Origin of the sequence: Streptomyces chattanoogensis (genome assembly GCF_001294335.1) — a bacterium.
In the GTDB taxonomy this organism is placed as follows: Bacteria; Actinomycetota; Actinomycetes; order Streptomycetales; family Streptomycetaceae; genus Streptomyces; species Streptomyces chattanoogensis.
The window spans coordinates 1-21090 of sequence record NZ_LGKG01000187.1; the positions used below are offsets into that span (position 1 = coordinate 1).

12 protein-coding genes are annotated in these 21090 nt (G+C 68.0%); 4 read left to right on the top strand and 8 right to left on the bottom strand.

The window, feature by feature from the left end; all coding sequences use genetic code 11:
- Positions 1-585: 585 nt before the first annotated feature.
- Positions 586-2967 (top strand): DEAD/DEAH box helicase, encoded by a 2382-nt coding sequence (locus ADL29_RS35735; RefSeq protein WP_053927678.1) that lies wholly within the window; start codon positions 586-588, stop codon positions 2965-2967.
- Positions 2968-2990: 23 nt separating this feature from the next.
- Here ADL29_RS35735 and ADL29_RS35740 read toward each other — a convergent pair whose 3' ends face one another.
- From ADL29_RS35740 to ADL29_RS35775, 8 genes are all read right to left on the bottom strand, one after another.
- Entirely contained in the window at positions 2991-3560 is a 570-nt protein-coding gene (locus ADL29_RS35740; RefSeq protein WP_211274453.1) for a coiled-coil domain-containing protein, read from the bottom strand.
- The gene (locus tag ADL29_RS35745) at positions 3557-6058 is read right to left on the bottom strand and encodes a tyrosine-type recombinase/integrase (RefSeq protein ID WP_063788600.1); all 2502 of its coding nucleotides are present in this window, start codon (positions 6056-6058) and stop codon (positions 3557-3559) included. The genes ADL29_RS35740 and ADL29_RS35745 overlap by 4 nt, the downstream gene beginning before the upstream one ends.
- Positions 6055-7149 carry a tyrosine-type recombinase/integrase gene (locus ADL29_RS35750; protein ID WP_211274454.1) on the bottom strand — a complete coding sequence of 365 codons (1095 nt, stop codon included), beginning with the start codon at positions 7147-7149 and terminating at the stop codon, positions 6055-6057. Before ADL29_RS35750 ends, ADL29_RS35745 begins: the two co-directional genes overlap by 4 nt.
- Positions 7150-7310: 161 nt before the next feature.
- Positions 7311-8516: a DEAD/DEAH box helicase family protein gene (locus ADL29_RS35755; protein ID WP_245689777.1), complete on the bottom strand. Its 1206-nt coding sequence runs from the start codon at positions 8514-8516 to the stop codon at positions 7311-7313.
- A gap of 10 nt (positions 8517-8526) precedes the next feature.
- Positions 8527-9834 carry a DUF2399 domain-containing protein gene (locus tag ADL29_RS42110; RefSeq protein WP_078971541.1) on the bottom strand — a complete coding sequence of 436 codons (1308 nt, stop codon included), beginning with the start codon at positions 9832-9834 and terminating at the stop codon, positions 8527-8529.
- Positions 9831-14069, bottom strand: coding sequence for an SbcC/MukB-like Walker B domain-containing protein (locus ADL29_RS35765; RefSeq protein WP_053927681.1), 4239 nt, complete (start codon positions 14067-14069; stop codon positions 9831-9833). Before ADL29_RS35765 ends, ADL29_RS42110 begins: the two co-directional genes overlap by 4 nt.
- Positions 14066-15439 (bottom strand): DUF2398 family protein, encoded by a 1374-nt coding sequence (locus ADL29_RS35770; RefSeq protein WP_245689778.1) that lies wholly within the window; start codon positions 15437-15439, stop codon positions 14066-14068. The genes ADL29_RS35765 and ADL29_RS35770 overlap by 4 nt, the downstream gene beginning before the upstream one ends.
- Entirely contained in the window at positions 15436-17025 is a 1590-nt protein-coding gene (locus ADL29_RS35775) for a DUF2397 family protein (protein WP_053927682.1), read from the bottom strand. The genes ADL29_RS35770 and ADL29_RS35775 overlap by 4 nt, the downstream gene beginning before the upstream one ends.
- A gap of 1221 nt (positions 17026-18246) precedes the next feature.
- Between ADL29_RS35775 and ADL29_RS45790 the strand changes: the two genes are divergently transcribed.
- The 3 genes from ADL29_RS45790 (at position 18247) to ADL29_RS35790 (ending at position 20700) form a co-directional block, all read left to right on the top strand.
- Positions 18247-19761: a restriction endonuclease gene (locus tag ADL29_RS45790; protein WP_245689779.1), complete on the top strand. Its 1515-nt coding sequence runs from the start codon at positions 18247-18249 to the stop codon at positions 19759-19761.
- Positions 19762-19904: 143 nt separating this feature from the next.
- The gene (locus tag ADL29_RS43860) at positions 19905-20327 is read left to right on the top strand and encodes a hypothetical protein (RefSeq protein ID WP_157878660.1); all 423 of its coding nucleotides are present in this window, start codon (positions 19905-19907) and stop codon (positions 20325-20327) included.
- Positions 20260-20700: a hypothetical protein gene (locus ADL29_RS35790; RefSeq protein ID WP_157878661.1), complete on the top strand. Its 441-nt coding sequence runs from the start codon at positions 20260-20262 to the stop codon at positions 20698-20700. The genes ADL29_RS43860 and ADL29_RS35790 overlap by 68 nt, the downstream gene beginning before the upstream one ends.
- Positions 20701-21090: the final 390 nt, after the last annotated feature.

Sequence of the window (21090 nt, forward strand, 5' to 3'; positions counted from 1 at the left end):
GAGCGGGAACTGCGGCGGCAAGCCGCCGCAGAGTGAAGGCTTCCGCTGCGCTCCAGCCTTGGCTCCGCTGACGCTCCGCCAAATTCCCCCGCAAGCGGGGGAATTGAATTCCGCAAGCGGAATTCTAAAGACGTGTCAATTCACGCTTCGCGCGAATTGTGAAGTCCCCGCAAGCGGGGACTTGTTGGCTGGCTGTGAGGGGCGGTGCATCACGTGCGGGCCTGTGTAGTGCTTGGGATTCCCAGCCTCCACCCCAGCAACGGAGGTGACGGCCCGTCGGCCCGATCGGGCGCCGGCCCCACTGCAGTGACGGGCTCCGCTGCACTCCACCCGAACCTCTCCCCCACCCACGAAACCGCCTCGACACGTTCACCAACGCCCTGCCAGCATACAGGACAAGGGGCGTCCATGGGTGAGATTGAGTCATGCGTAACCCCTGAGGGTGAAGTTGGCACGCGGTGATGCATCACGGGTCGGCGCTGTGTAGAGTCTGGGGTCAGACACCACATCCTCAGCGCCGTGCACCTCGCGCCGGATTCCCTTTCTGATTACGTGCCGCATTCCGCGAAGAGGAGAACACGGGGCATGGCCGTGAAACTGCGTGACCATCAGATCGAGGCAGTTGCCGCCATTGTGCGCGGTCTCGATATTCCGCCGGGCGGTATTCCCGTCGATGGCCTGCGCGGTCAGGTGCACGCCGCGTGTGGGACGGGAAAGACCATCATTGCGGCGGCGTCGGCGAAGCGGCTTGTCCCCAAGGGCCGCATTCTCGTGCTGGTGCCGACGCTGGACCTTCTGACCCAGACGGTGCAGGCGTGGCATGCGGCCGGGCATACGGGGCCGGCGGTTGCGGTGTGCTCGCTCCAGGACGACCCGGAGCTGTGGAACCTCAAGGTGCGCTCCACCACGAACCCTGTGCAGCTGGCTCTGTGGCACGGCCAGGGGCCCGTCACCATCTTCGGGACGTACGCCAGCCTCAGTGTCCTGGCGGAGGCGTTCGAGGGCGCCTACGGGCAGCAGCTGGCGCCGATGGACCTCACGGTGGTCGATGAGGCCCACCGAACTTCGGGCTCGATGGGTAAGGCGTGGGCCGACGTCCACAACCAGGGCGTCATCCCCTCGCGCCGCCGGCTGTACCTGACGGCGACACCGCGGATCTGGGAGGAGCGCCTCAACCGTGAGGTCGCCGAAGGGGTGCGCGACCCGCTGCCGCGCGAGATGGCGGCCTCCATGGACGACGAGAAGGTCTTCGGGCCCGTCCTCTACAAGCTCTCGCTCGCGTCAGCCGTCTCGCGCGGGTTGCTTGCGCGGTACCAGATCATCGTCCTGGAGCTGAAGGACCCGGTCGTCACGCCCGAGCGGCTGATGGGCGAGGAACGGCACACCGAGGAGGTCCGCGGGCAGCGCCTCGGAGCCCTCCAGGCCGCGCTCCTGCACACCATGGCGCAGCACAACCTCAGCACGTGCATCACCTTCCACCACCGGACGATAGAGGCGCAGGCGTACGCGGAGGGCCTTGAGCGCGTTGCGGCGAAGCTGCACGCCAACGAGCCCGAGAAGTACCCGGCGAAGATCTGGGTGGACTGGCTGTGCGGTGAGCACGTCCCGGAGCGCCGGCGGGAAGTGCTGGGCGGCTTCGGTACGACGGCGCGGCGGGCGGTGCTTTCGAACTGTCGCGTTTTGGGGGAAGGCGTCGATATCAGAGCGGTGGATAGTGTCGCTCTTTTGGACCCCAAGGGCGCACCGCATGACATCGTTCAGGCCATCGGCCGGGCTCTCCGTCAAAAGCCGGGAGAGGGAAAACTTGCCTCTTTGATCGTGCCGGTGTTCCTTCAGCCCGGTGAGAAGCCGGAAGACATGTTCACCTCGGGATCGTACCGGCCTTTGGTGAAGGTCCTTGAAGCTCTGCGTGCTCACGATGAAGAGGCCATCGAGCTGCTGGCGATTCCGCAGGAGCCGCAGAAGGACGTCGCGCAGCCGTCCACCCATATCGGTCCGCCGCCCGAGGAAGGCGAGGACGAATCCCGTCTACTACTGCGTTTTGCCGCTCCGCGTGACCCGGCGATGGTCGCGGACTGGGTGAGCTTCAACGTGATCGACACCGAGCGGCAGGACTGGGCGCGCGGCTGGGCGAAGCTGAAGGCGTACGTCGAGCGGGTCGGGAGCGCGAGGGTGCCGTACGGGCACCGGGAGGGTGCGACACCCCTTGGGCAGTGGGTGGCGGAGCAGCGGCGTGCCTACGGGGCCGGGGAGATGAGCGGGCAGCGCGCGCAGCGGCTGGAGCGGCTCGGCATGGTGTGGTCGGTGGCCGATGAGCGGTTCCAGGAGAACCTTCAGGCCGCGAAGGCGTACTACGACCAGCACTGGACACTGTGCGCGCCCCGCACCGCGACCATGCTGGACAAGCCGATCGGGCAATGGCTGTCCAACCTGCGCCGCCCGGGTGCGCTGGCCGGCAAGGCGGAGTGGGAAGCCGCGTTGAAGGAGATCGACGAGGACTGGAACCCGTCGTGGCCGGCCGAGTGGCAACGGCACTACGCGGTGGTGCGGGAGATGCTCGCGGAGGAGACCATCCTCGCGTACGTCGAACCGGGCGTCACCGTGCACGGGATGGACATCGGTAAATGGCTGGCCCGGCAGCGCAAGCCCGAGGTGTGGGCGGCCCTGTCTGACGGGCAGCGCGAGCGCTTGAGGGCCGTCGGTATCGTCCCGCACGCTCCGGAGATGAAGGAGGCAGCGAAGCCGTCCAGAACGCCCGTGAGCGCCTTCGAGCGGGGCGTGGCGGCCCTCGCCCAGTACAAGGCCCGCACCGGCTCTCTGACCGTCTCCAGGGCCCACGTCGAGCGGCTCGATGACGGCACTGAGGTCAAACTCGGCGTGTTCCTGTCGAACACGAAGTCGAGGCGCGCGAAGCTCACCGAGGACAGGCGGCAGGTGCTGGCTGAGCTGGGCCTGGACTGGGCTTGAGCTGGGCGCCGCGGGGGCGGCTGTCACTGGGCGGTGGTGTTCTCGGTGCGGATCATGCGGCGCAGGCTGGTGCGAGCCGCTGCGAGGTCGTCTTCGAGCCCGGTGAGGCGGTCGCGCAGGGCGGTGTTTTCTTCGGTGGCCTGTTGGAGTTGGTCGGCGAGCTGGTGGTTGTCGCGGGTGAGTTTGTCGATCCGCAAGGTGAGGTCGGGGGCGTGGAGGGCGTCGAGTTGCTGGCCGAGCTGGTGGCGGAGCGCGTTGCTCAGGCGGTCGCGTTCCTGGCGGAGGTCTTTGATCTCTTCGCGGGCGAGGTCTAGTTCGGCGCGCAGGCTTGCTGGGTTGGGAGCGGATCCTGGTAGGGGTGGGGTGGCGGGGGTGTGGGTCTGGCGGTTGCGGGCGGCGTGGATGTGTTCCCGGATGCCCTCGGTGTAGGTGAGCCAGGTGGAGACACCTGCGGTGCGGGCGACGGCGGCGTGGCTGATCTTGTGGCCGTCTCGTTCGAGGGCGGCGAGGGCTTCAAGGACACGCTGGCGTTTGTCGAGGCTGTCACGGCGGCGGGCCCGGGCGATGACAGCGGAGTTGCCCTGTCGGTTCATGACGGTGGTTCCTGAGTGCGGTCGACGACGGTGAGTGGAAGCAGGGTGTGGCCGCTGGCTGCTCTGGCTTTGCGCAGGATGGTGCTGGCGTGTTCGATCTCTTCGCGCTCGCCTGCGGGTAGGGCTGCCAGGCGGTTTTTCATGCGGTGGACGACCTGTTCGTAGGCGGTGATCTGGGCGGTGAGGGTGGTGATGATGAAGTCGGCCGCGCCCATGGCCCGGGCGGTCTCCCGATCGGCACGCAGTTCGTTGATGTGCTGCTCGATAGCGGGGAGGTAGGAGGGGTCGGGGCGGTAGTAGCCGCAGCCGGCGCACTGGAAGCGGAGCGGGCAGGCGTCTCCCCCGGCTTTGACGTTGCTGGGTTCGGTGCAGCCGCCGTAGGGGACTGCCACGGAGCGCAGCTCGTAGCTGCTGGGGGAACTGGGGGCGGAGTGTCCGAGGCGGTCGACGACCTGGGTGCTCAAGGAGGTGACGGCGGCGCGTTTGCGTTTGAGGGAGACCTGGTAGTAGCGCTGGGTCATGGCGATGGAGTGGTGGTCCATCAGCTCGCGCAGCACGTCCACGGGGGTTCCTGCGTCGGCGTGGCGCTGGGCGTAGGAGTGGCGGAAGGCGTAGGGGTAGATCAGGGTCCGGTCGAAAGGAAGAGCGGTGCCGTCCGTGTCGACGCCTTCGGTGCGCAGGGCGGGCAGGGAGTTGACCCACAGGCGCAGGGTCTCGCTGATGTAGTTGGCGCCCAGGTGTGGGGCGCTGCTGTAGGCGCTCAGGGCGGGAAAGAGGTAGGCGTCGCCGTCGGCGGGGAGCTGGAGGTGGCTGCGGCGGGCTTGCCAGGTGCGGATGGCCTGGGCGGTGGATTCGGTGATGGGCAGGTGTCTGCGGTGGCGGCGCCGTTTGTGGTTGTTCCAGATCAGTGAGGTCTGCCCGCGGTCGGTCTCCAGGCAGTCGCGGGGCAGGGAGGCGATCTCCAGAGGGCGGCGGCCGGTGTCTCTGAGCAGGATGTAGATGGTCTGGTAGAGCAGTTGCAGGTCGGCGGTGGGGACATCGCGGCGGCCTTGGACGTCTCCGAGGCCGAGGGTGTGCAGGTGGGCGTCGAGCTGACGGATGACCGATTCGGGGATGGCTTTGCCGATGTTGTCCTCGTCTGTTTCTTCCAGGCGGATGCGGTGCTCGACGGGGTCGCGGGTGAACGCTCGCGCGAGGGTGTCGAGATGTCCGGAGCGGCGGCCGTAGTCGATCAGCTGGAAGAAACAGCCGGCGAGCGTGCGCCGCTGGGAGGAGCGGTAGGCGGTTCCGTCGCGTCGGAGCGCAGTGCGGAAGGCATCGACGACAGCGGAGGCATCGGTGAAGTGCAGCGCTGCCGGGTCGAGACCTTCCCCCGGTCGCTGGGCCAGCGTTCGGGAGGCGATGACCACGGCGCGCATCGTGTTGGAGAAGGTGTCGGTGCGCGGGGAACTGCTGGTGGCCCAGTGGCGCATCAGCTCGCGGAGCCAGGGCTGGCGGATGGTGCGCAGGTCCGTGGTGCCGGGCATGCGGCGGGGCCGGGATCCGTTCGTCGTGCGCAGGCCGATGGCGCGCAGGTCAAGGACGTCCGGGTCGGCGAAGGGGCGGCCGGAGAACTCTTCGAAGGCGCCGTGGACGGCTGTCCGCAGCCGCTTGAGGGTTCTGACTGCGCCGGCGTGAGGGCTGGTCAGGCGTGCCGGGCCGGTGTCTTCGGTCAGGAGTGTGGTGGCGCTCGTGAGGTCGCGTACCAGGCTGCGAATGCGGTGGGGTTCCAGAGTGCGGGTCCACTGGTCCGTCTGCTGCAGGGCGTAGAGGGTCTCATGGCGCAGCAGGTCGTTCAGGGCGAGCAGGCTGAACTGGTGTGTGTCCAGGTAGGGGGGCTGCTGAGGGGCCCACTGGTGGACGTCAGTGCGTTTCGTGCGATTGTCCTGGCTCCATTGGCGGGCGTGGTAGTTGCATAGTCCACGGGAGTTGTAGGCGGGGCTTGGGCAGGTGGGGACCAGGCAGGGGATTGTTTCGGTGAAGGGCTGGGCACGGTCGCGCAGCCATGCTTGCTCGGTTCCTTTGGCTGCGTGGTACTTCCAGGCGTTGTAGTGGGTGGCGCACATGTCGTTGCAGTGGCGGGGGCGGATGCACCGCACGTCGCCGCGGATGATGGAGCACTGGGCGGTCACCATGCCGCGGGCGCTGCGTTCGCGGGCAGGTGTGAAGGTCATGGCGAAGGTGTCGGGGTCCTGGCTGTCCGCTCGTAGGTGCTCCGCGCACAGGGTGCAGAAGACGTTGCCGGAGATGACCACCTGGTCACATCGCCGGGTCCGGCAGGTCGAGGACGAGGTACGTGGGCTGTCCAGGTCACCGGTGAACAGCCAGTGGCGCGCGTCCCACTCCCCCGGCCGCCAGTCGGGGTCGATGCGATCGGCCAGCCATGCCTTCCAGCCGGACGTCTCCCAGGTGGGCGCGGCCGGGAAGCGCAGCGGTGTCGGCTGCCCGGCGGCGCTCACCTCAGGTCCCGCAGCGTCGCGACGCGCTCGACGGCCTGGCGTGTCTCGGTGTCACACACGTGCCGGTAGCGCTCCATCGACAGGGGCGAGAGGTGTCCCAGGAGGCGCTGGACGACGTCCCGGTCCACTCCGCTGCGCAGCCACGTGGTCGCGGCGGAGTGGCGCAGCATGTGGGGGCGGAAGGGGTGGTCGGCTTCCCGGGCCAGGCGGTCGAACATGCCCTTGGTATTGGGGTAGGACATCGGCCGGCCCACCGGCGGGCGGAAGAGGTTGACGAAGACCATGTCGCCGCCATCCGCGCCGGCGGTGTGGCGCTCGTACTGGTAGTCGGTGTACAGGCTGGTCAGGTCGGCGGTGACCGGCACGATCCGTGGAGAGCGGGACTTGGCCAGTGCGCGGTTGGGGTTGTCGGTGCGGTGGCGGACGTGCAGGTGAGGCCCTTCGGTACCGCACCCGAGAGCGCGGGAGGAAGCCAGCAGGTGCAGGTCGCTGCGGTGCAGCCCCAGCGCTTCGCCGATCCGCAGGCCGGTACAGGCCAGCAGAGCGATCAGGAACCGGTCGCGGGCCGAGCCTGCCAGAGCGAGCATCCTGGCGATCTGCTCGGGGCTGAGGTCCTGGTAGCCGGGGTCGGTGAACGCGAACCGGAACGAGGCGGTGTCCACCGTACGCAACCGCCCGTCTTCCCCGGGGTCGTAGCCCGGCGGCAGGCAGAACAGGGTCTTCGGCTCGGACAGCAGCGCCACCGTGGAAGGGGAGACCCAGCCATGGGCGGCGCCGAAGCGCAGGAAGTCGCTGACCACCGTCATCACGGCGTTCGCGGTTCCTTTGGAGCGATTCCGGGGCCGTGCGCCGCCGGTTCGTCGGCTGCGCAGCGGGAGCGGCTCGTTGATCAGCCACTGCTGCAGGCCCGACAGTCCGAGGAATCCCGGTGTGGCCCACTCCATGGGGCGGGCGGCGCAGTAGTTCAGATACAGCGCCAGACGGCCGGCGTAGACCCGCTCGGTGTTCGGTGAGCGGTCCTTGCTGCGCAGCGAAGCCAAATAAGCAGTGGCCTCGTGATGCAAGGCATAGGTGAGTGCATCGGCAACCACCCACCGTTCCAAGCCCGTTGCTGGAGAGAGACCGTTCCGCGATAAAGGAGTGCTCCACGTGCCGAACGTAACTGTCACCCAGTAGCAGCTGTATAGCGGTTAGCCCACGACCATCCCCGCAGGTGACAGCCGGAACAAACGTCCCTCACAATCCCCCACCTCTAGATAATGTCGACGCCTTCGGCGATCAGCCTCGAGTTGGCCAGGATCGCGCAGGAGGCCGCGGCGAAGTCGTTGAAGATGTCTTGGCGTTCGGCGGGGGTGTGCTCGCCGTGGGCGAAGAACAGCTGCGGGGTGATGTCCGGGCACAGTTCGGGTGCGGTGCGGCGCAGCAGGCGCAGGGTGTGAGGCAGTTCGCGGGCGAAGCGGCGGGCGTCGGAGACGAGGGTGAAGTAGACCAGTACCCGGCGCAGCTCGTGCTCGGTCATGGCTTTGAGGACGGCGAGGTGCAGTGCGGTGGTCCGCAGCGCCCCGTGGGTCTCGGCGTGGTTTTCGTCGTCGGTGGTGGTGCCGGGGGCCGGCAGGTTCAGGCGTGCGCGCAGGTCGGCGTCGGTGAGGGTGGGCACCACGATGCGGTAGTCCGCCGCGCGGCCGTCGGCCACCGCGGTCGCGAGAGGGTATTCGAAGATCTTCTTGCCGTAGACGGCCTCGTTGTCCATGGAGTTGGCGGAGGTGTCGAGGTCCGGCTCGGGGCGGGTGCGGCGTCGGCGGCGCGGGCGGGTGGTGTCGGCGGACTCCGCCAGTTCCGGCGAGCCGAAGGTCCTCGGGGTTGCGGTCATGTAGAGGCGGCGGTCGGCGTGGATCCGGTGTGCGTCGTTGGCGATGGCCCACTTCTTGTCCGCCCGGCCGGCGATCCGGTGCGCCTCGTCCATGATCGCGAGGTCGAACGGCGGCACCGTGTACTTCGTGTTCTGTGTCTGTTCGATCTTGTCGAGGGAGTCGTAGGTGCAGATCACCGTCACCGCGGGGACCTGATCAGCCCTCTCCCCCACCACAGACAGCAGCGCCGCGAGCGCGGGGGCGTTGCTGGTCGAGCCGACCCGCGCCGCGGCCAGATCCTCCCGGCCGGCAGCGTCCATCGAGGAGGCGATCACCATGTGCTCGCCGTGGCCGTCCCTGCGCCACGCCAGCGCCGTCTGCGCGGCCAGATCCAAGGTGGGCACCACGAACAGCACCAGCTTGGCATCGAGCTCATCCGCGACCCGGATGGACACCAGCGTCTTGCCCGTCCCTGTCGCCGACACATACAGCCCACGCGACCCAGGACGGCGCAGCTGCTTGGCCGCCTGCTGCACCGCCTGAACCTGATCCGGGAACAACGGCCGCCTCTCCGAGCCGCCGGGCCGGAGACCTTCGACCACAGTCATAAGCGGAAGCCTAGGGTGCGGCGCGGGCAACGCTCGATCTGTCCCCCTCGGCCTCTCCTGGACCGCCGTCCGTGATGTCATCAAGCAGCCCGGGCAGGAGGTCTTCCTCGTACACGGGGACAGACTGTTTGAGCATCACGCGTACCAGATTTGGATCCCAGGGAGCGTCCGATTTCTTGAGGTGCAGTGTGTCAGTGCCCTTGGGGGCGGCCGCAAGGTAGTCGGCTGCACTCATCCTCCATGGAACGGCTGCTGGTGCGGCAGCGAGGAGGGCGCGCATGTGCGCCAATCCGGCCTGGTCGAAGTCGGCACGGACGGCGATCCGCCAGCCAGCATGCGACAACGCGCCAACCGCTTGGCATTCCAGTTGTGAGGGTGTGCCAGCCGTGCAGATCACATGTGGTGTCCAGGCCGTGTCGTGGGCCAGTGCGTGGTTGCTCGCCGCGGCAAGCACGGAGGGGTTTTCCGTGACGAAGGCCCACTCGCCCTTGGTTTTGGGAGGCTCCCATGAGATTTTGGCCAGTTCTCTTGGCGGTAGGGTGAAGGTCGCGCCGGGCGGAATCCGCCACCCAAGGGGCGTGATTCCGGTGATGATGAGTCCGCCGAGCAAGTCGTCGCAGTCCACTCCGAGGCGGGCCCAGCTTGTACGGCCCGTCGTGGCGAAGGATCCGGTCAGGGCGAGAACGAGTGCGGGCAGCGTACCTGCGTCGAGGGCGTGCGGATTGCCCGGTACGAGAATGCGGCGGTCGATGCGCTGGCCGGGTGGGGGCAGGCGGGCGACCACCTGCAGCGCCTGGCCAAGCAGCGCATCGGGATCTGGGGTGTTGAGCAGGCGGGTTATCCAGCCAAGGCTCTGCAGTCGGCTGAAGACGGTGGCTGGCCCGATGAGTTCACGCACATGGTCGGGCAGGCCAACTGTGGAGCTCTCGAGCAGTGCACGGACCCGGTGGGAAGCGGCCGTATGCTCAGCGCGGCTGCGGGCCTTGGCTGCCAGCCGACGGTTGCAGGCGTGGGCCGCGACGGCTCCAGGGGGGAGTGAGGGCCCACGCGTGGTCAGCGCAGCGGTCAGGTCCTTCAGGTTGACGCGGCGACGCTGGCCGGGTTCCAGCGGCCGTCCACCGATGAGGCCAGCTGCTGCGGCGCGCTGGGCCGGCGAGGTTGGCACCGTTACGGTGATCGCAGGTCCTGCGGTGAGGGCCTCGTCCCCACGTCGGTCGGCTGCTGCCGCCAGGGCTTGCCAAAGCCAGGTGAGATCAGGGTTGAGCAGTGGGGCTAGGTCGGCGTCTGCGCATGCTCCGCCGCACAGCGAGCAGTTCACGCCTGCCTCCCGGTGTGGAGTTCGGGATCGGTGCGCTCAGGCAAGTCCTGGCCTGAGCGGATCAGCATGGGGAAGGCCACGACGGTGCCGTCGGCTCCGGCTTCGAGGTCGTGGGCGTCGATGCCGTCCCATGCGCCGGGTGCGCCGTCCCAGAGGTAGGAGGTGCACAGGACGTCCAGGTCGAGTTCGGCGAGGTAGCGGGCCAGTCCTTCGCGTCCGCGTTCATCGACCTCGGCGGGGACTTCGTCGAGCGGGACCAGGCGCAGCCCGGCTGCGGGGAACCGGTCGTAGTTGGCGGCGATGGCTGCGAGCATGGGTGCCAGGACGACCAGGCGCCGTTCGCCGCCGGACAGACCGGTGCGCGGGCCCCATTGGCCGGTGACGGGTTTGCCGTCGGGTCCGGGTCGTTCCACGAGGTAGTGGACATCGACCCAGTTGCGGATGTCGACTGCTGCGGTCAGGCGTTCTGTCATGGTGGAGCCGTCGGCCGCCGCCAGCAGGGACTGCAGTGCCTGTCCGACCTGTTCTTTCTGTGTCTCGGTGCGCACGGCGTCGCCGACCTTGCAGGACAGCTCGTAGACGGTGCGGGTTGCGGCGTCAAGGTCATCGCGCAGGCCGATGTGGACTTGGACGCCGACTCCGGAGGATGCCTGGGCTGCGCGCATTTTGCGGTTGACCGTCTTCTTCCAGTCCGTCAGGGCTGTCCAGGCGGTTCCGATGGCAGCGGGGAGGCGGCCGATGACGAAGTCGCGCAATGCTGCTGCTTCCGCGGCATCGAGTGCGGCTTTGGCTCGGTCGGCGAGGGTCTGTGCGCGGGTGGCGGCGCTGAGGGGGTCGTGGTGGGTTTCGGCGTGGGTGAGGATGAAGGTTTCGAGCTGCTCGAGTCCGGCGGGTGAGTCGTCGCGGGCGATGGTCCAGGTTTGGGCGAGTTCGGCGCGGACGGTGTCGTAGCGTTCGCCGAGGGTCTTCTTGGAGGCGGTGGGGCGGCGGCCGAGCAGGTCCTCGACCGTGTCGAGGAGTTCCGGGCCGTCAGCGCCGCCTGGAAAGAGGTCGGGGCTGGCGCCGAGGGCTTGGGCGAGGGGTGGCCAGGTGAGCAGGGCGGTCAGGTGTGACCGTGTCTCCGTCTGCAGGGGGCGCGCTTCATTGAAGCGCTGCTGGGCGGCTTCAAGGTTGCTTTCGCAGGTGCTGAGCTGCTTCTCGACCGCGACAAGCTGCGTCCGGGCGGATTCGAGGTGCCGGTAGAGGTCCTTGGCTCGATCGGTGGCTTCCTCGAAGCGGCGTGCTGCGTCCTCTGCGTCGCCGTGGGACTGGGCTTCGGTGAGTTCTGCCTGTGTTTCGAGGGCTGTGGTGTGTGTGCTCTGGGCGACGTGATGGAGGTCGGCCAGGCACTCGGTGAGGGCGGTTTCGTCGGGCAGTGTCTGCAGGATGCGCTGGAGCCTGGGCAGCAGCCGTGCGGAGAGCTGAGTTGTGCACCTGGTGAGAGTGCCGGCGTGCTTTCGGCCGTCCGCGATCAGGCTGGTCAGGGCTGCAGGCTCGGCGGGCATGCCCAGGCTTCGGGCGCGGGCGGCCCAGTCGGTGCGCAAGCGGGTGTGCTCGGCTGCGGCGTCGTCGGCGTGCTGTCGCATCGTCCGTGCGGTGTTCTGGCGTTGGTGAGTTTCCTGCGCGGTGCGGGCGCGCTCGGCCTCGGCGGCCGTCAGCTCGTGCCTGGGTGGGAAAGCCTGTGCTTGGTTCCGGGTGGTGTTGCGTTGCTTGCGGCGCTCGGCAGCGGTGCGGCGCTCGGCAGCGGCGCTGGTTTCGAGTTCCTGGGCGGCTGCGTCCAGCTCGTCGGCTTTGGCGCGTGCCTGGGCCAGGCGGGTTCGGGCGCCGATGTGTGAAGCGTCTGGGAGCTTGCTGTCGGCTGCGTTCAGTGCGGTTACTGGATCTGCTGTGAGAGGTCCGGCGGTGAAGGTGCCGTCGCGTCCGATGACGAGCGCTGCCGGGTCGTGGTGGCCAGTGGCTGTGTCGGCCAGTGCGATGCGTTCCAGGACGGCCCGGGCGAGGGCTGCGTGCGGATGGCCGGGAGCAATGTCCAAGACGGTGGTCAGGTTCTGCTCTCGGACGGTTCCCGTGGGGCTGATGTGCCAGGCGTGGGTGGTGGCTCCGCCTGGGTGCAGGTGGGCGCTGAGGATTCCGGAGTTGGCCAGTGCCAGCTCTAGGAGTGCCTTGTGTTTGTCGGTGGCATCGGGTGTGGGATGCCATTCGAGCATGGCGCCGAGCGCGGTGTCGTCTGCGCCCGGTCCGGCCCAGTGGGGGCGGGGTAGTGGTAGGAGCTGCCCGGCGCGCAGGTGGCGGGCCTCGCTGCGGTGCTGTGCAGCGGTGTTTTCGAGGTCGGCTGCGGTGGCGAGGTGCTGCTTGGCCGCGTTTTCGTGAACGGCTGCAAGGGTTTCACTGATGCGCATCGCTTGGTCGCCCCATGCGTTGAGCTGGTCGCGGACTGCTGCAGGTTCGGCTGCGGTGAGGGCATCGATATCCTCGGTGTCCCATACTGGCTGCTCGTCCCAGGCTAGTTCCGGGTTGTCGTGCAGGCCGCGTAGATGGGGATTTTCCTGTGCCCATCGGGCAATGTCGGTGAGCACCTGCTGGGCAGCCGAGCGGGCTGCCGCGGTGGCGCGGTCGTTGGTCTGGCTGGCTTCGTCGTAAGCGCTCTCGGCTGTGGCTGCCGCATGGTGTGCGGTTTTGGTTGCGGTGTCTGCTGCTGCAACGGGCTCGTGGTCGCGCAGGATGAGTGCGGCCCTGTCAGCTGCGGCGCTGTGTTCTTGGGCGGTGCCAGCCCAGGTGGTGGCGAGTTGGTCGAGGCCGGCGCGGTCGTGGGTGAGGGTGAGGCCGGGGCCGGGGTCGATGACGTGGTCGGCGACAGGGCGGGTGATGCGGGCGCGGGGGTGGTGGGCGAGCAAGGTCTGCAACGTCGCTGGCTGAGCGCCGGCGCTCTCTGCTTCGGTGGTCAGGTCGGTGAGGTCGGCGATGACCTCGTTGAGGGCTTCCTGGCCGACTGTGGTTTGCAGGTGGGCCTGCTCGGCGGCGGCTTGGAGCCTGTCGTAGCTGCTGGCTGCCGCCTTTTGTTCGGCCCTGAGCCGCTTGTGCAGGTCCATGACGCGGTCGTGGGATCGGTAGGCTTCGCTGGTCTCGATGGCGCGCGCGGCAGCCTGGGCGGCGTGGTGGGCATCACTGAGCCGTTGGAGGTTGGTCCTGGCCTGTTCAGCCGCGGACTTCGCGGTGTTGAGGCGGCCGGTGGTTTGCTGGACGTGGCGGCTGCGTGTGGCGGCTTCGTCGTTGGCCTTGCGTGCGGCTGTGTGGGCGGTCCGGGTGACATCGATGACGTGCCCGGTCCATACTCGGGCGAACTCTGCCAGGAGTGTGGCGGCGTGCTCGTCGCGTTCGAAGGCCTCACGGGTGGTGTCCGATTCGGCGAGGGCCTCTGCGGTGGCGGTGAGGACGTCGCCGGCCACGCCCGGCAGGGACTGGCGCAGCGCATCGGCGGCTGCAGCGGGGGAAACGTCGCCCAGCAGGGTCGGATTGCGTACTTCCCGCAGTCGGGAGGCCAAAAGACGCAGTTCGCCGGGGGTGGTGGACCAGATGCGGTGGGCCAAGTGCTCGATGTAGTCGTCGGGTTCGGTGAAGACCTGGCCGCCGACGGCTTCGACTCGGTCGGAGAATTCTTCATGTTCCAGGGCGCCGCCGTTGGGGGCACGCAGCGCCAGTTCTTTCAGCGGGCGGCCGGGCACGGTGAACGGGATGACACGCACGGCAGGGATGGAGCTGGGTGAGTACTGGAGCCGGACACCGAAACTCACGCGGTCCTCGTCTGTTGCCGTCTCCTGCTCTGTGCCTGCTGCCGGTTCGCCGGTCGGAGCAGCGAAGGTCAGCCACAGGTATCCGTAACGGCGGCCCTTGGCAGGGGCGCCTTGGCTCATCAGGAGCTTCAGCGTGGTGGGCCGTGCTTTGCCGGCGGCGAGCTTGGCGGCGTTCAGGTCGAGCAGGTAGGGCCACAGGGCCTCCAGTGCGGTGGTCTTGCCCGTCCCGTTGGGCCCGCGCAGCAGCAGCCGCCCCGATGCCGCGGGCAGATCCAGGTCGCCGTAGCGCCACACGTTCGACAGTCCGGCGCCGACCAGACGCCAGCGGGCGCCGAACCGGCGGGGGTCGCCGGAGGGTGGGGGAGACTGCGGCAGGGAGAAGTCCAGGTCGAGGATGTCGTTCACGGTGTGGGTTCCTCCATGGCTTCTTTGGCCTCGATGTCGCTGAACAGCCCTTGCTGAAGGGGGGTAGGCGGGCACTGGTGCGCGGGGGTCACGCGGGATGATCTGGGACGGGGGCGGACGGCTTTGGGAACCGCGATGCCCGCTTGGGCCCAACGGCCGGCGGTTGGAGCGAACCACCACATCGTTGTGGTTTCCTCTCCGCCGGTGGGTGAGTCGGTGGGGGTGAGACGGGCAAGGTTGGTACCGGTCAGCAAGTCGCGTACCTTCCTGGCCAGCAGCAGAGGGTCTTTGGCGTATTCGGCTCCCCAGCCGCCTTTTCCGGAGGCGCTGTTGTCGGCGCATGCCGTCAGCGCCGCCACCACCTGGTCCTCGCTCATGCCGCGCCAGCCCGGTCCGGGTCCGTTGCCGGTGGTGCCGTTAAGGGCGGCGTGGTCGAGCAGAAGTAGCGCGGCGTGCGCGATGGTGCCCGGCGCGGGGAAAGGCATCGGGCCGAGCTCGTTCATGTGCCGGTATGCCTCATCCGGCACGATGAACGCTGCGCCTTCCGCGCGGCGTTCCAGGACGAGTCCGAAGGCGTCGGCCAGGGGGCCGCCGTCGTCGCCGCGTACGCGCTGGCTCAGCCATTGTGCCTCGGTTTCGTCCAGCAGCGCGGTGTGCACGCAGGTGTCGTCCACGAGGGCGCGGCGCATCCGGCGGGCGGCGTCCGGTTCACGCTGTGCCTGCTGAAGCCAGGCGTGAGGGTCGGTGGCCGGATCGAGGGTGCCGGGGTTGGCGACGACGTAGGCCAGCCGGGTGTGGTGGATGGCAAGTAGTACGGGTGCCTGTTCGTCGTGCAGATATCCCTCCAGGTCACCGTCGAGGCGTTCGACGATGCCGCGTTCGTCGAGCATGTGCAGTGCGGCCAGGATGGCGCGGCGTTCGGCGATGTCATGGTGGGTGGGCAGTCCGGCTTCTGCGGCTGCGGCGCGGGCCTGGGTTACCAGATGTCCGATCGCGGTGCGTGGCGGCATCGACTCGGCGGCTGCCAGCAGCAAGAAGAACCAGGAACAGGCAGCCGGGCTTGGCCCTTGGGTGGCCCACGCTTGGGGGCGTGGCGGAGGACTTTTCCGTAGACGCACCAGGTCGCGTTCGATGACCAGCACCCATCCCAGCCGGGCTACGGCGGAGCGCAGGGCGTGCTCGTTGCGGCGCACGGCAGCGATGAGTTCGTCGTCCCGGCCGCCGACCAGCCACGGGTGGGTGGCCAGGTGGCGCAGCAGGGCTGCTGTCTCGGCGTCTGCCTCGGGACGCCATGCGCGGCGCCGTCGCGGCGGGTGACGAGGGGGTTGTGGATCTGTCCTGTGTGTCTGCTCGTCGTTCTCTTCGTTCATGCTGCGCCTTCTTCCAGGGTGGCGGTGGGTGTCTCGTCGTCGCCGGTCTCGTGGCCCAGTTGCGGGGCGATGCGCAGCGTGGTGCGGGCTGAGATGTCGTCCTTCGTGTGGGTGCCTGCAAGGGCGCTAAGAGCTGCGGCGGAGGGACGGCTGCCGGGCAGGTGAAACAGGGGGATGCGGTTGGGCAGGAGTACCCGCCAGGTGGGGGCGTTCAGGGTGCCGGTCCCGGTTCCGGTGTGCACGAGGGTGCAGGCAAGCCCCTCGCTGGTGCCGGTCCGGCGCGGGCCGCTCGCCGTGGCTCGCGCGGCCGCCATGAGAGCGGAGAGTGCGACCCGGGCATCGGCCTCGTCCAGGCACTGTCCGGGAATTGAGCTCAGAACCGCCGCGACCGCACGTTTGTGTTCGGCTTGGCGATGTGCCCGGTCCCGGGCCACCTGCGTCTTGGCGGCGGAGTCGTCGCGTGGTGCGGTGCCTCTGCCTCGGGGGCCGGACCGGCCGGCGGTGCGCAGCAGTGTGGGCACCGGAACCTGCGGCCCGCCCCGCCAGGATGGGTTGCGGCCGGTGTCGTCTACCTCGGCCTGGCCATAGAGTTTGCGCCAGGGGTGGTCGCCCAGCGCGGCCTGGAAGATCTGTACACCGATCTTTGGTGTCAGCACCGCTCGAGCCAGCGCCAGGGCTCGGGTGCGGGTGGAGGCAGTCCCTGATGACGAGTGCAGCCGGCGCAGGTTGGCGTGCATGCTCGGCAGTGCCCGTACCAGGCGCAGCGAGAATCGGGCGGCCCGTCCGGTGCGCGCGTCGAACCAGGCACACAGCCCATCCCAGTCCTCGGTGCGGCCGCCGCGGGAGGCGCTGAGCGCACCGGCTGCGATGAGGTCCCGGGCCTGGGAGGCATCGATGGCTGCCTGTGCCAGGGTGGCGAACCATGGTCGCAGTACTGCCAGTGCCGCAGCAGCCCGTGCCGAGCCGGAGTCGAGCTCGGTTGCCACGCGGGTGGCGTAGTCGACGAGCAGGCCCTTGAGGTCGTTGGTGCGGTCCTCGTCCAGGTCGAAGCGGTCCGCAAGGTTCATCAGCGCGTCCTCTGCACCGACCAGAGCGGCGTCGAGGTCGTCGTGGCTGGTGAACACGGCATTTGCTGAGTCGAGGGTTGTGGCGTCCACGCGGTGGGCAGCGAGCTCGCCTGCGCCGAGGCTCGTGGCGAGCTGCTCGAGGTGGGACACGATGCGGCCCAATGACACGATCGGGATTTCCCGCACGGTTGCTGTACCGGCCAGGACTTGCCGGTAGAAGCGCTGGACATGCCGACCCGCAGGGCTGGCGGTGTAGCGCCAGTTCCGGGCAAGGATCTCGGAGTAGCGACGCGCATGGCTGGTGTCCGAGCGCACCGAGACCGCTCCCATGCTCTTGAGAGCGTCCAGGCGTGTCTCGACCAGCCGCAGTTCCATACGGTGCCCGGTGTCGGACAGCGCTGCCGCGATCTCGGCAACCGTCCGGTCGGTTACCGACCCATCCAGCACATCCATGATCGCGATGTAGTCGCCGGCTTCCGGCCTCACCAAATACCCCACGACCTGACGTGCATCGGCCACGCCGTCTCCTACGGCAGGCTCCGGCTGTTCTGATGCCACCACTCCCCCATCCACGATGCCGAGGGCCGTGCGCCCCATGCCTCGATTCGGAAGGTAGATGCCGCCACTGACAGCACACCTGGGAAACCGTGAATTCGAGCGGAACCCCTTAACTATGCGTGTCTGGAATACATCGCCCGCCGCTCAGAGGCGAACGCCGAGAGCCGCTACAGACCACCGCAAGGCCATACGGGCCGAGAAAATGTCACTGACCTGCATGAACTATGGATTCAGCAAGAGCGTGGATCGTGCTGACGTCGTATGAGGACGAGCGAAAACGCACCCCTCGCACTCCGGAGGCTCCTCATTTAATTCAGCCATCTTAAGATCTGAAGGGAGCGGACTCAGTAGCGGCATAAAAGATCTCTCAGGAATTCGATAAATCGTTCGAGTTATGTGAGATGGCTCATCGCTTAAAGTGCCCTGCAGGCCTGCGGTCGACGTTCAGGGAAAAGACAAGCAGAGCGAGAAGAGAGTCGTATCGGGCCAGTCGGCGACGGATACCAGTGCGTGGTCGCGACTCTGCGATCGGCGGCATCTGCGCCATGCGTCAGACGCCTTCAACCATCGCTGACAGGCGGCGCGTTCGCAGGCGGCGGGTGCCGAGCCCTCAAGTCACCGCACGCGAGCTGGGAAGGTCGGACGGCTCTTGGTACGCCGGCATGGGCTGACGGATTGGCGCGGCCGCAGGCAACAGGCCTCGGCAGGCCCTGCTGTGAGTTGATAACGTCGGCCGCCACCTTGGAGGTGAGGATCGCGCTCTTCTCCCCTCCTCGCGCAGCTGCACGAGCGGCTGGCTTCGGCGGGCGCGTCTTCTTCGCCGGAATCTGGTTCAGCTTGGCGCGAGCCCGCTCGGAGACCACGGGCAAGAACCGCGGCTTGCCGTTGTCGACGGCGGCGACGTACTCGTGCTCCAGCTCCTAGCGGCAGGCAGCGATCCGCTCGCCGCGCTGGGCGGTCCAGCAGATCAGCTCGTGCGGCACGCCGCGCGCCAGGGTGTCTCTTCCTGCGCGGGGCAGGGAGCAAGGCAACAGACGCAAGTACGTCAACTTGCCACGACGGCAGGGGCTTCGGCAGGCGGGAATCAGTCAAGTTCCGTGCATGCCGGGTCACTGGCTGCTCTTCGCGATTGCTGGTCCTCTACTCGGGGAAATCCTGAGGCTTTGACTTGGGGGGCAGCGGATGGCACGTAGGAAGTCTCTGGCAACACAGCTGGTACAGGCGTACCGGGACAACCAGAAGGCGAAGGCAGCAGCAGTCAAGCGTGCGGAGGAAGAGCGGCCTCGCCGGGCGAGAGCTGCGGAGCGCGCGGCCGCCGAGCGGGCCAAGGAGAACGCCCGCCAGGAGCGGGAGAAGGCGCAGGCGTGGGCCCGTTCGCAGAAAGAGAAGCAGGCCCGGCAAAGTTCCGAGTCTCGCCGGGCCGAGCAGATCGTGCGTGACCTGGAGAAGCGCGAGGCTGCGCGTGCGCGGGAGGTTGAGCAGAAGCGGCGTGCTGAGAAGCGGGAGGCTGAGGCTGCGGAGCGGCGTGCCAAGCAGGAGTGCGCTGAGAGCCTGAGGCAGGAGGCCGAAGTGCGCACGGCTGAGGTTGTGGCGCGGGTCGAACAGCTGGGGGCGGTGCTTCGTGAGCGTCCTGGAGGTTTGCACGATGACCATCTGCGGGTCGAGCGGGCGCTTGGGGATGGAGACGTTGAGGCGTTCGCGCTGGGAGTGGAGAGTGCGCTCGCGGGCATCGAGTATCCAGTGGGGCTGGGCGGCGCCCGGCGGGCGGGGTTCGCTCCTGAGTCGCGGGAGTTGATGCTCGAGATCGAGTTGCCGGCCCAGACGGTGGTGCCGTCGGTCCTGGGGTACCGGTTCAAGGCTTCTGCTCCCCCGGCTGTGGTGCCGCAGCCGCGGAAGGAGTCGGAGTGCAGGTCGCTGTACCGGGACTTGGTCGCACGTCTGGCTCTGCGGGTGATCGACGAGGCGTTCGCGGTGACGCCGCCAGCGCTGGTGGATGCTGTCGCGTTCAACGGGATCGTCCGTGCCAAGGACCGCGCAACCGGGAAACCGATCGAACCGTGCCTGATCGGTCTTCGGGTGAGCCGGGAGGCTTTCGGTGAGCTCGTCCTGGACGAGCCCGAGCTCGATCCGGTGAGGAGTCTGCGCTATCTCAATGCCGTCGTCTCGCAGCATCCCTACGACCTGGAGCCCGTACCGCCCGTCGTCACCTTCGACTTGAGCAGGTACAAGCTCGCGCCCGGACGAGATGTCGTCGCGGGCCTCGACAGCCGACCCGATCTGCTCGCGATGGATCCGACGGAGTTCGAGCACTTGATCCGGCGGCTGTTCGAAAAGGCAGGGCTGAAATCGTGGGTCACTCAGGCTTCCCGCGACGACGGCATCGACGCCGTGGCCGTGATCGAGCAGCCACTCCTGAGCACCCAGTGCATCATCCAGGCCAAACGCACGAAGAACGTGGTGCCTGCGGACACCGTTCGCGCGGTCGCGGGGCTGGTCAACGACACGGGCGCCTCAAAGGGCATCGTGGTCACCACCGCGTGGTTCGGCAAGACCAGTCTGGACTTCGCCCCACGCAACCGCCTCGAACTCATCGACGGCCGGCACTTGAAAGCGCTGCTGCTCGAACACCTTGGTATCGACTCCCTGATCGGCCTGCCGAAACTACCGCCGGGCTGGCAACCACGCGACCTGAGCTGACTCCGCTCAGTACCAGCGAGACGCAGGAGAAGCGCGCTCCGCGTCGAAGGCCCCTTGATGTCCGTCGCGCTGAGAAGCATTGCAGCTGGAGTAGATCAACTGTGCCGCACGGTCTGTCGCCGTGAGGTGGGAGGGGAGCGTTCGTGGGCGAGGCTCGTAAGTACACATCGGGAACTCACGCGGCATTGATGTCACTGTGCCGTGGCTTCTGCTACTGGCCTGGGTGTGAGGAGCCCGTCACTAAGTTCGTTGATGGGGAACACATCCTCAATCTGGAGATCGCGCACATCCGGGCGGTCAGCTCCGGAGGCAAGCGGTTCGCCCCGGAGCTGTCTCTCGATGAAAAGAACGCCTTCACGAACCTGCTGCTGTTGTGCAAGGTCCACCACGTCCGGGTCGACGGCCAGGACAGCGAGAAGTACACGGTCGAGATGCTTGAGGAGTGGAAGACGCAGCGGGAGGGTGAGGGAACGGCTCCACTACTGGAGCTTGGGGGGGGTGACAGAGGACCGGCTGCGAGAGCTGGTGTCGGAGTCGTTCTCCGCTTTCCACGACGAGACGCGTGAGGCGCTGGCCGAGCTGGCAGTGATCGCTCCCGAGGCGGCGGCCACGTTGCGCGTATTGGTTGAGGAGCTTCGCGATCCGCGAGTACACGGGTTCGGGATCGACCCCGATGTGGCGTCGTGGCTGCGTGACGCATCCGATGGACTGGGACATCTGCAGGACACCGCCCCGCTGCTCTTGAACGCAGCGCGAGATCTGCGGCATCTACAGGACAGTGTTCATCTCCTGCAGTCTGCGACCGAAGGGCTGCGAGGTTCGGCGGACATCGCGATGGCCATACGTGCCGGGGCCGACCAGCTGATGCAGGCGGAAGGCTTGATCATGCAGCTGAAGCAGGCCGCTGCAGAACTGCGAAGGGCCAGGGGCGAGTACTAGCTGGGCAGAGGCGGGTGGACCTGCTGGCACAGCGCCTCACTGGGCCTTCCGCGCACCGGCCCGGACGGCTCCCCCGCCGGCGGCGCCGGAGAGCGCCCCTTTCCCCACCGCGCTGAGTACCTAGTCACCCTGCGCCGGGCCGCGCGGCTGCCCCAGCGTGCCCCGGCCGGGGCCGCGGTCCCTCGCCTGCCGTCCTCAACGCCTACGTGCGCGCCTGCTCAGGCAGCCCGACCGACCAGGCCCAGGCACGCTTCTGCTACCGACCAGTCCGCAGAGCGCGGTGGTGGGCGGGTGACAAGGCAAGCACAGGTCTTGGCGATCGTCTCGACTACCTCCCTTGACTGAGTCCCTCGTCGAACGTCGCCACATCATGGTCGCGCCGCATGGGAG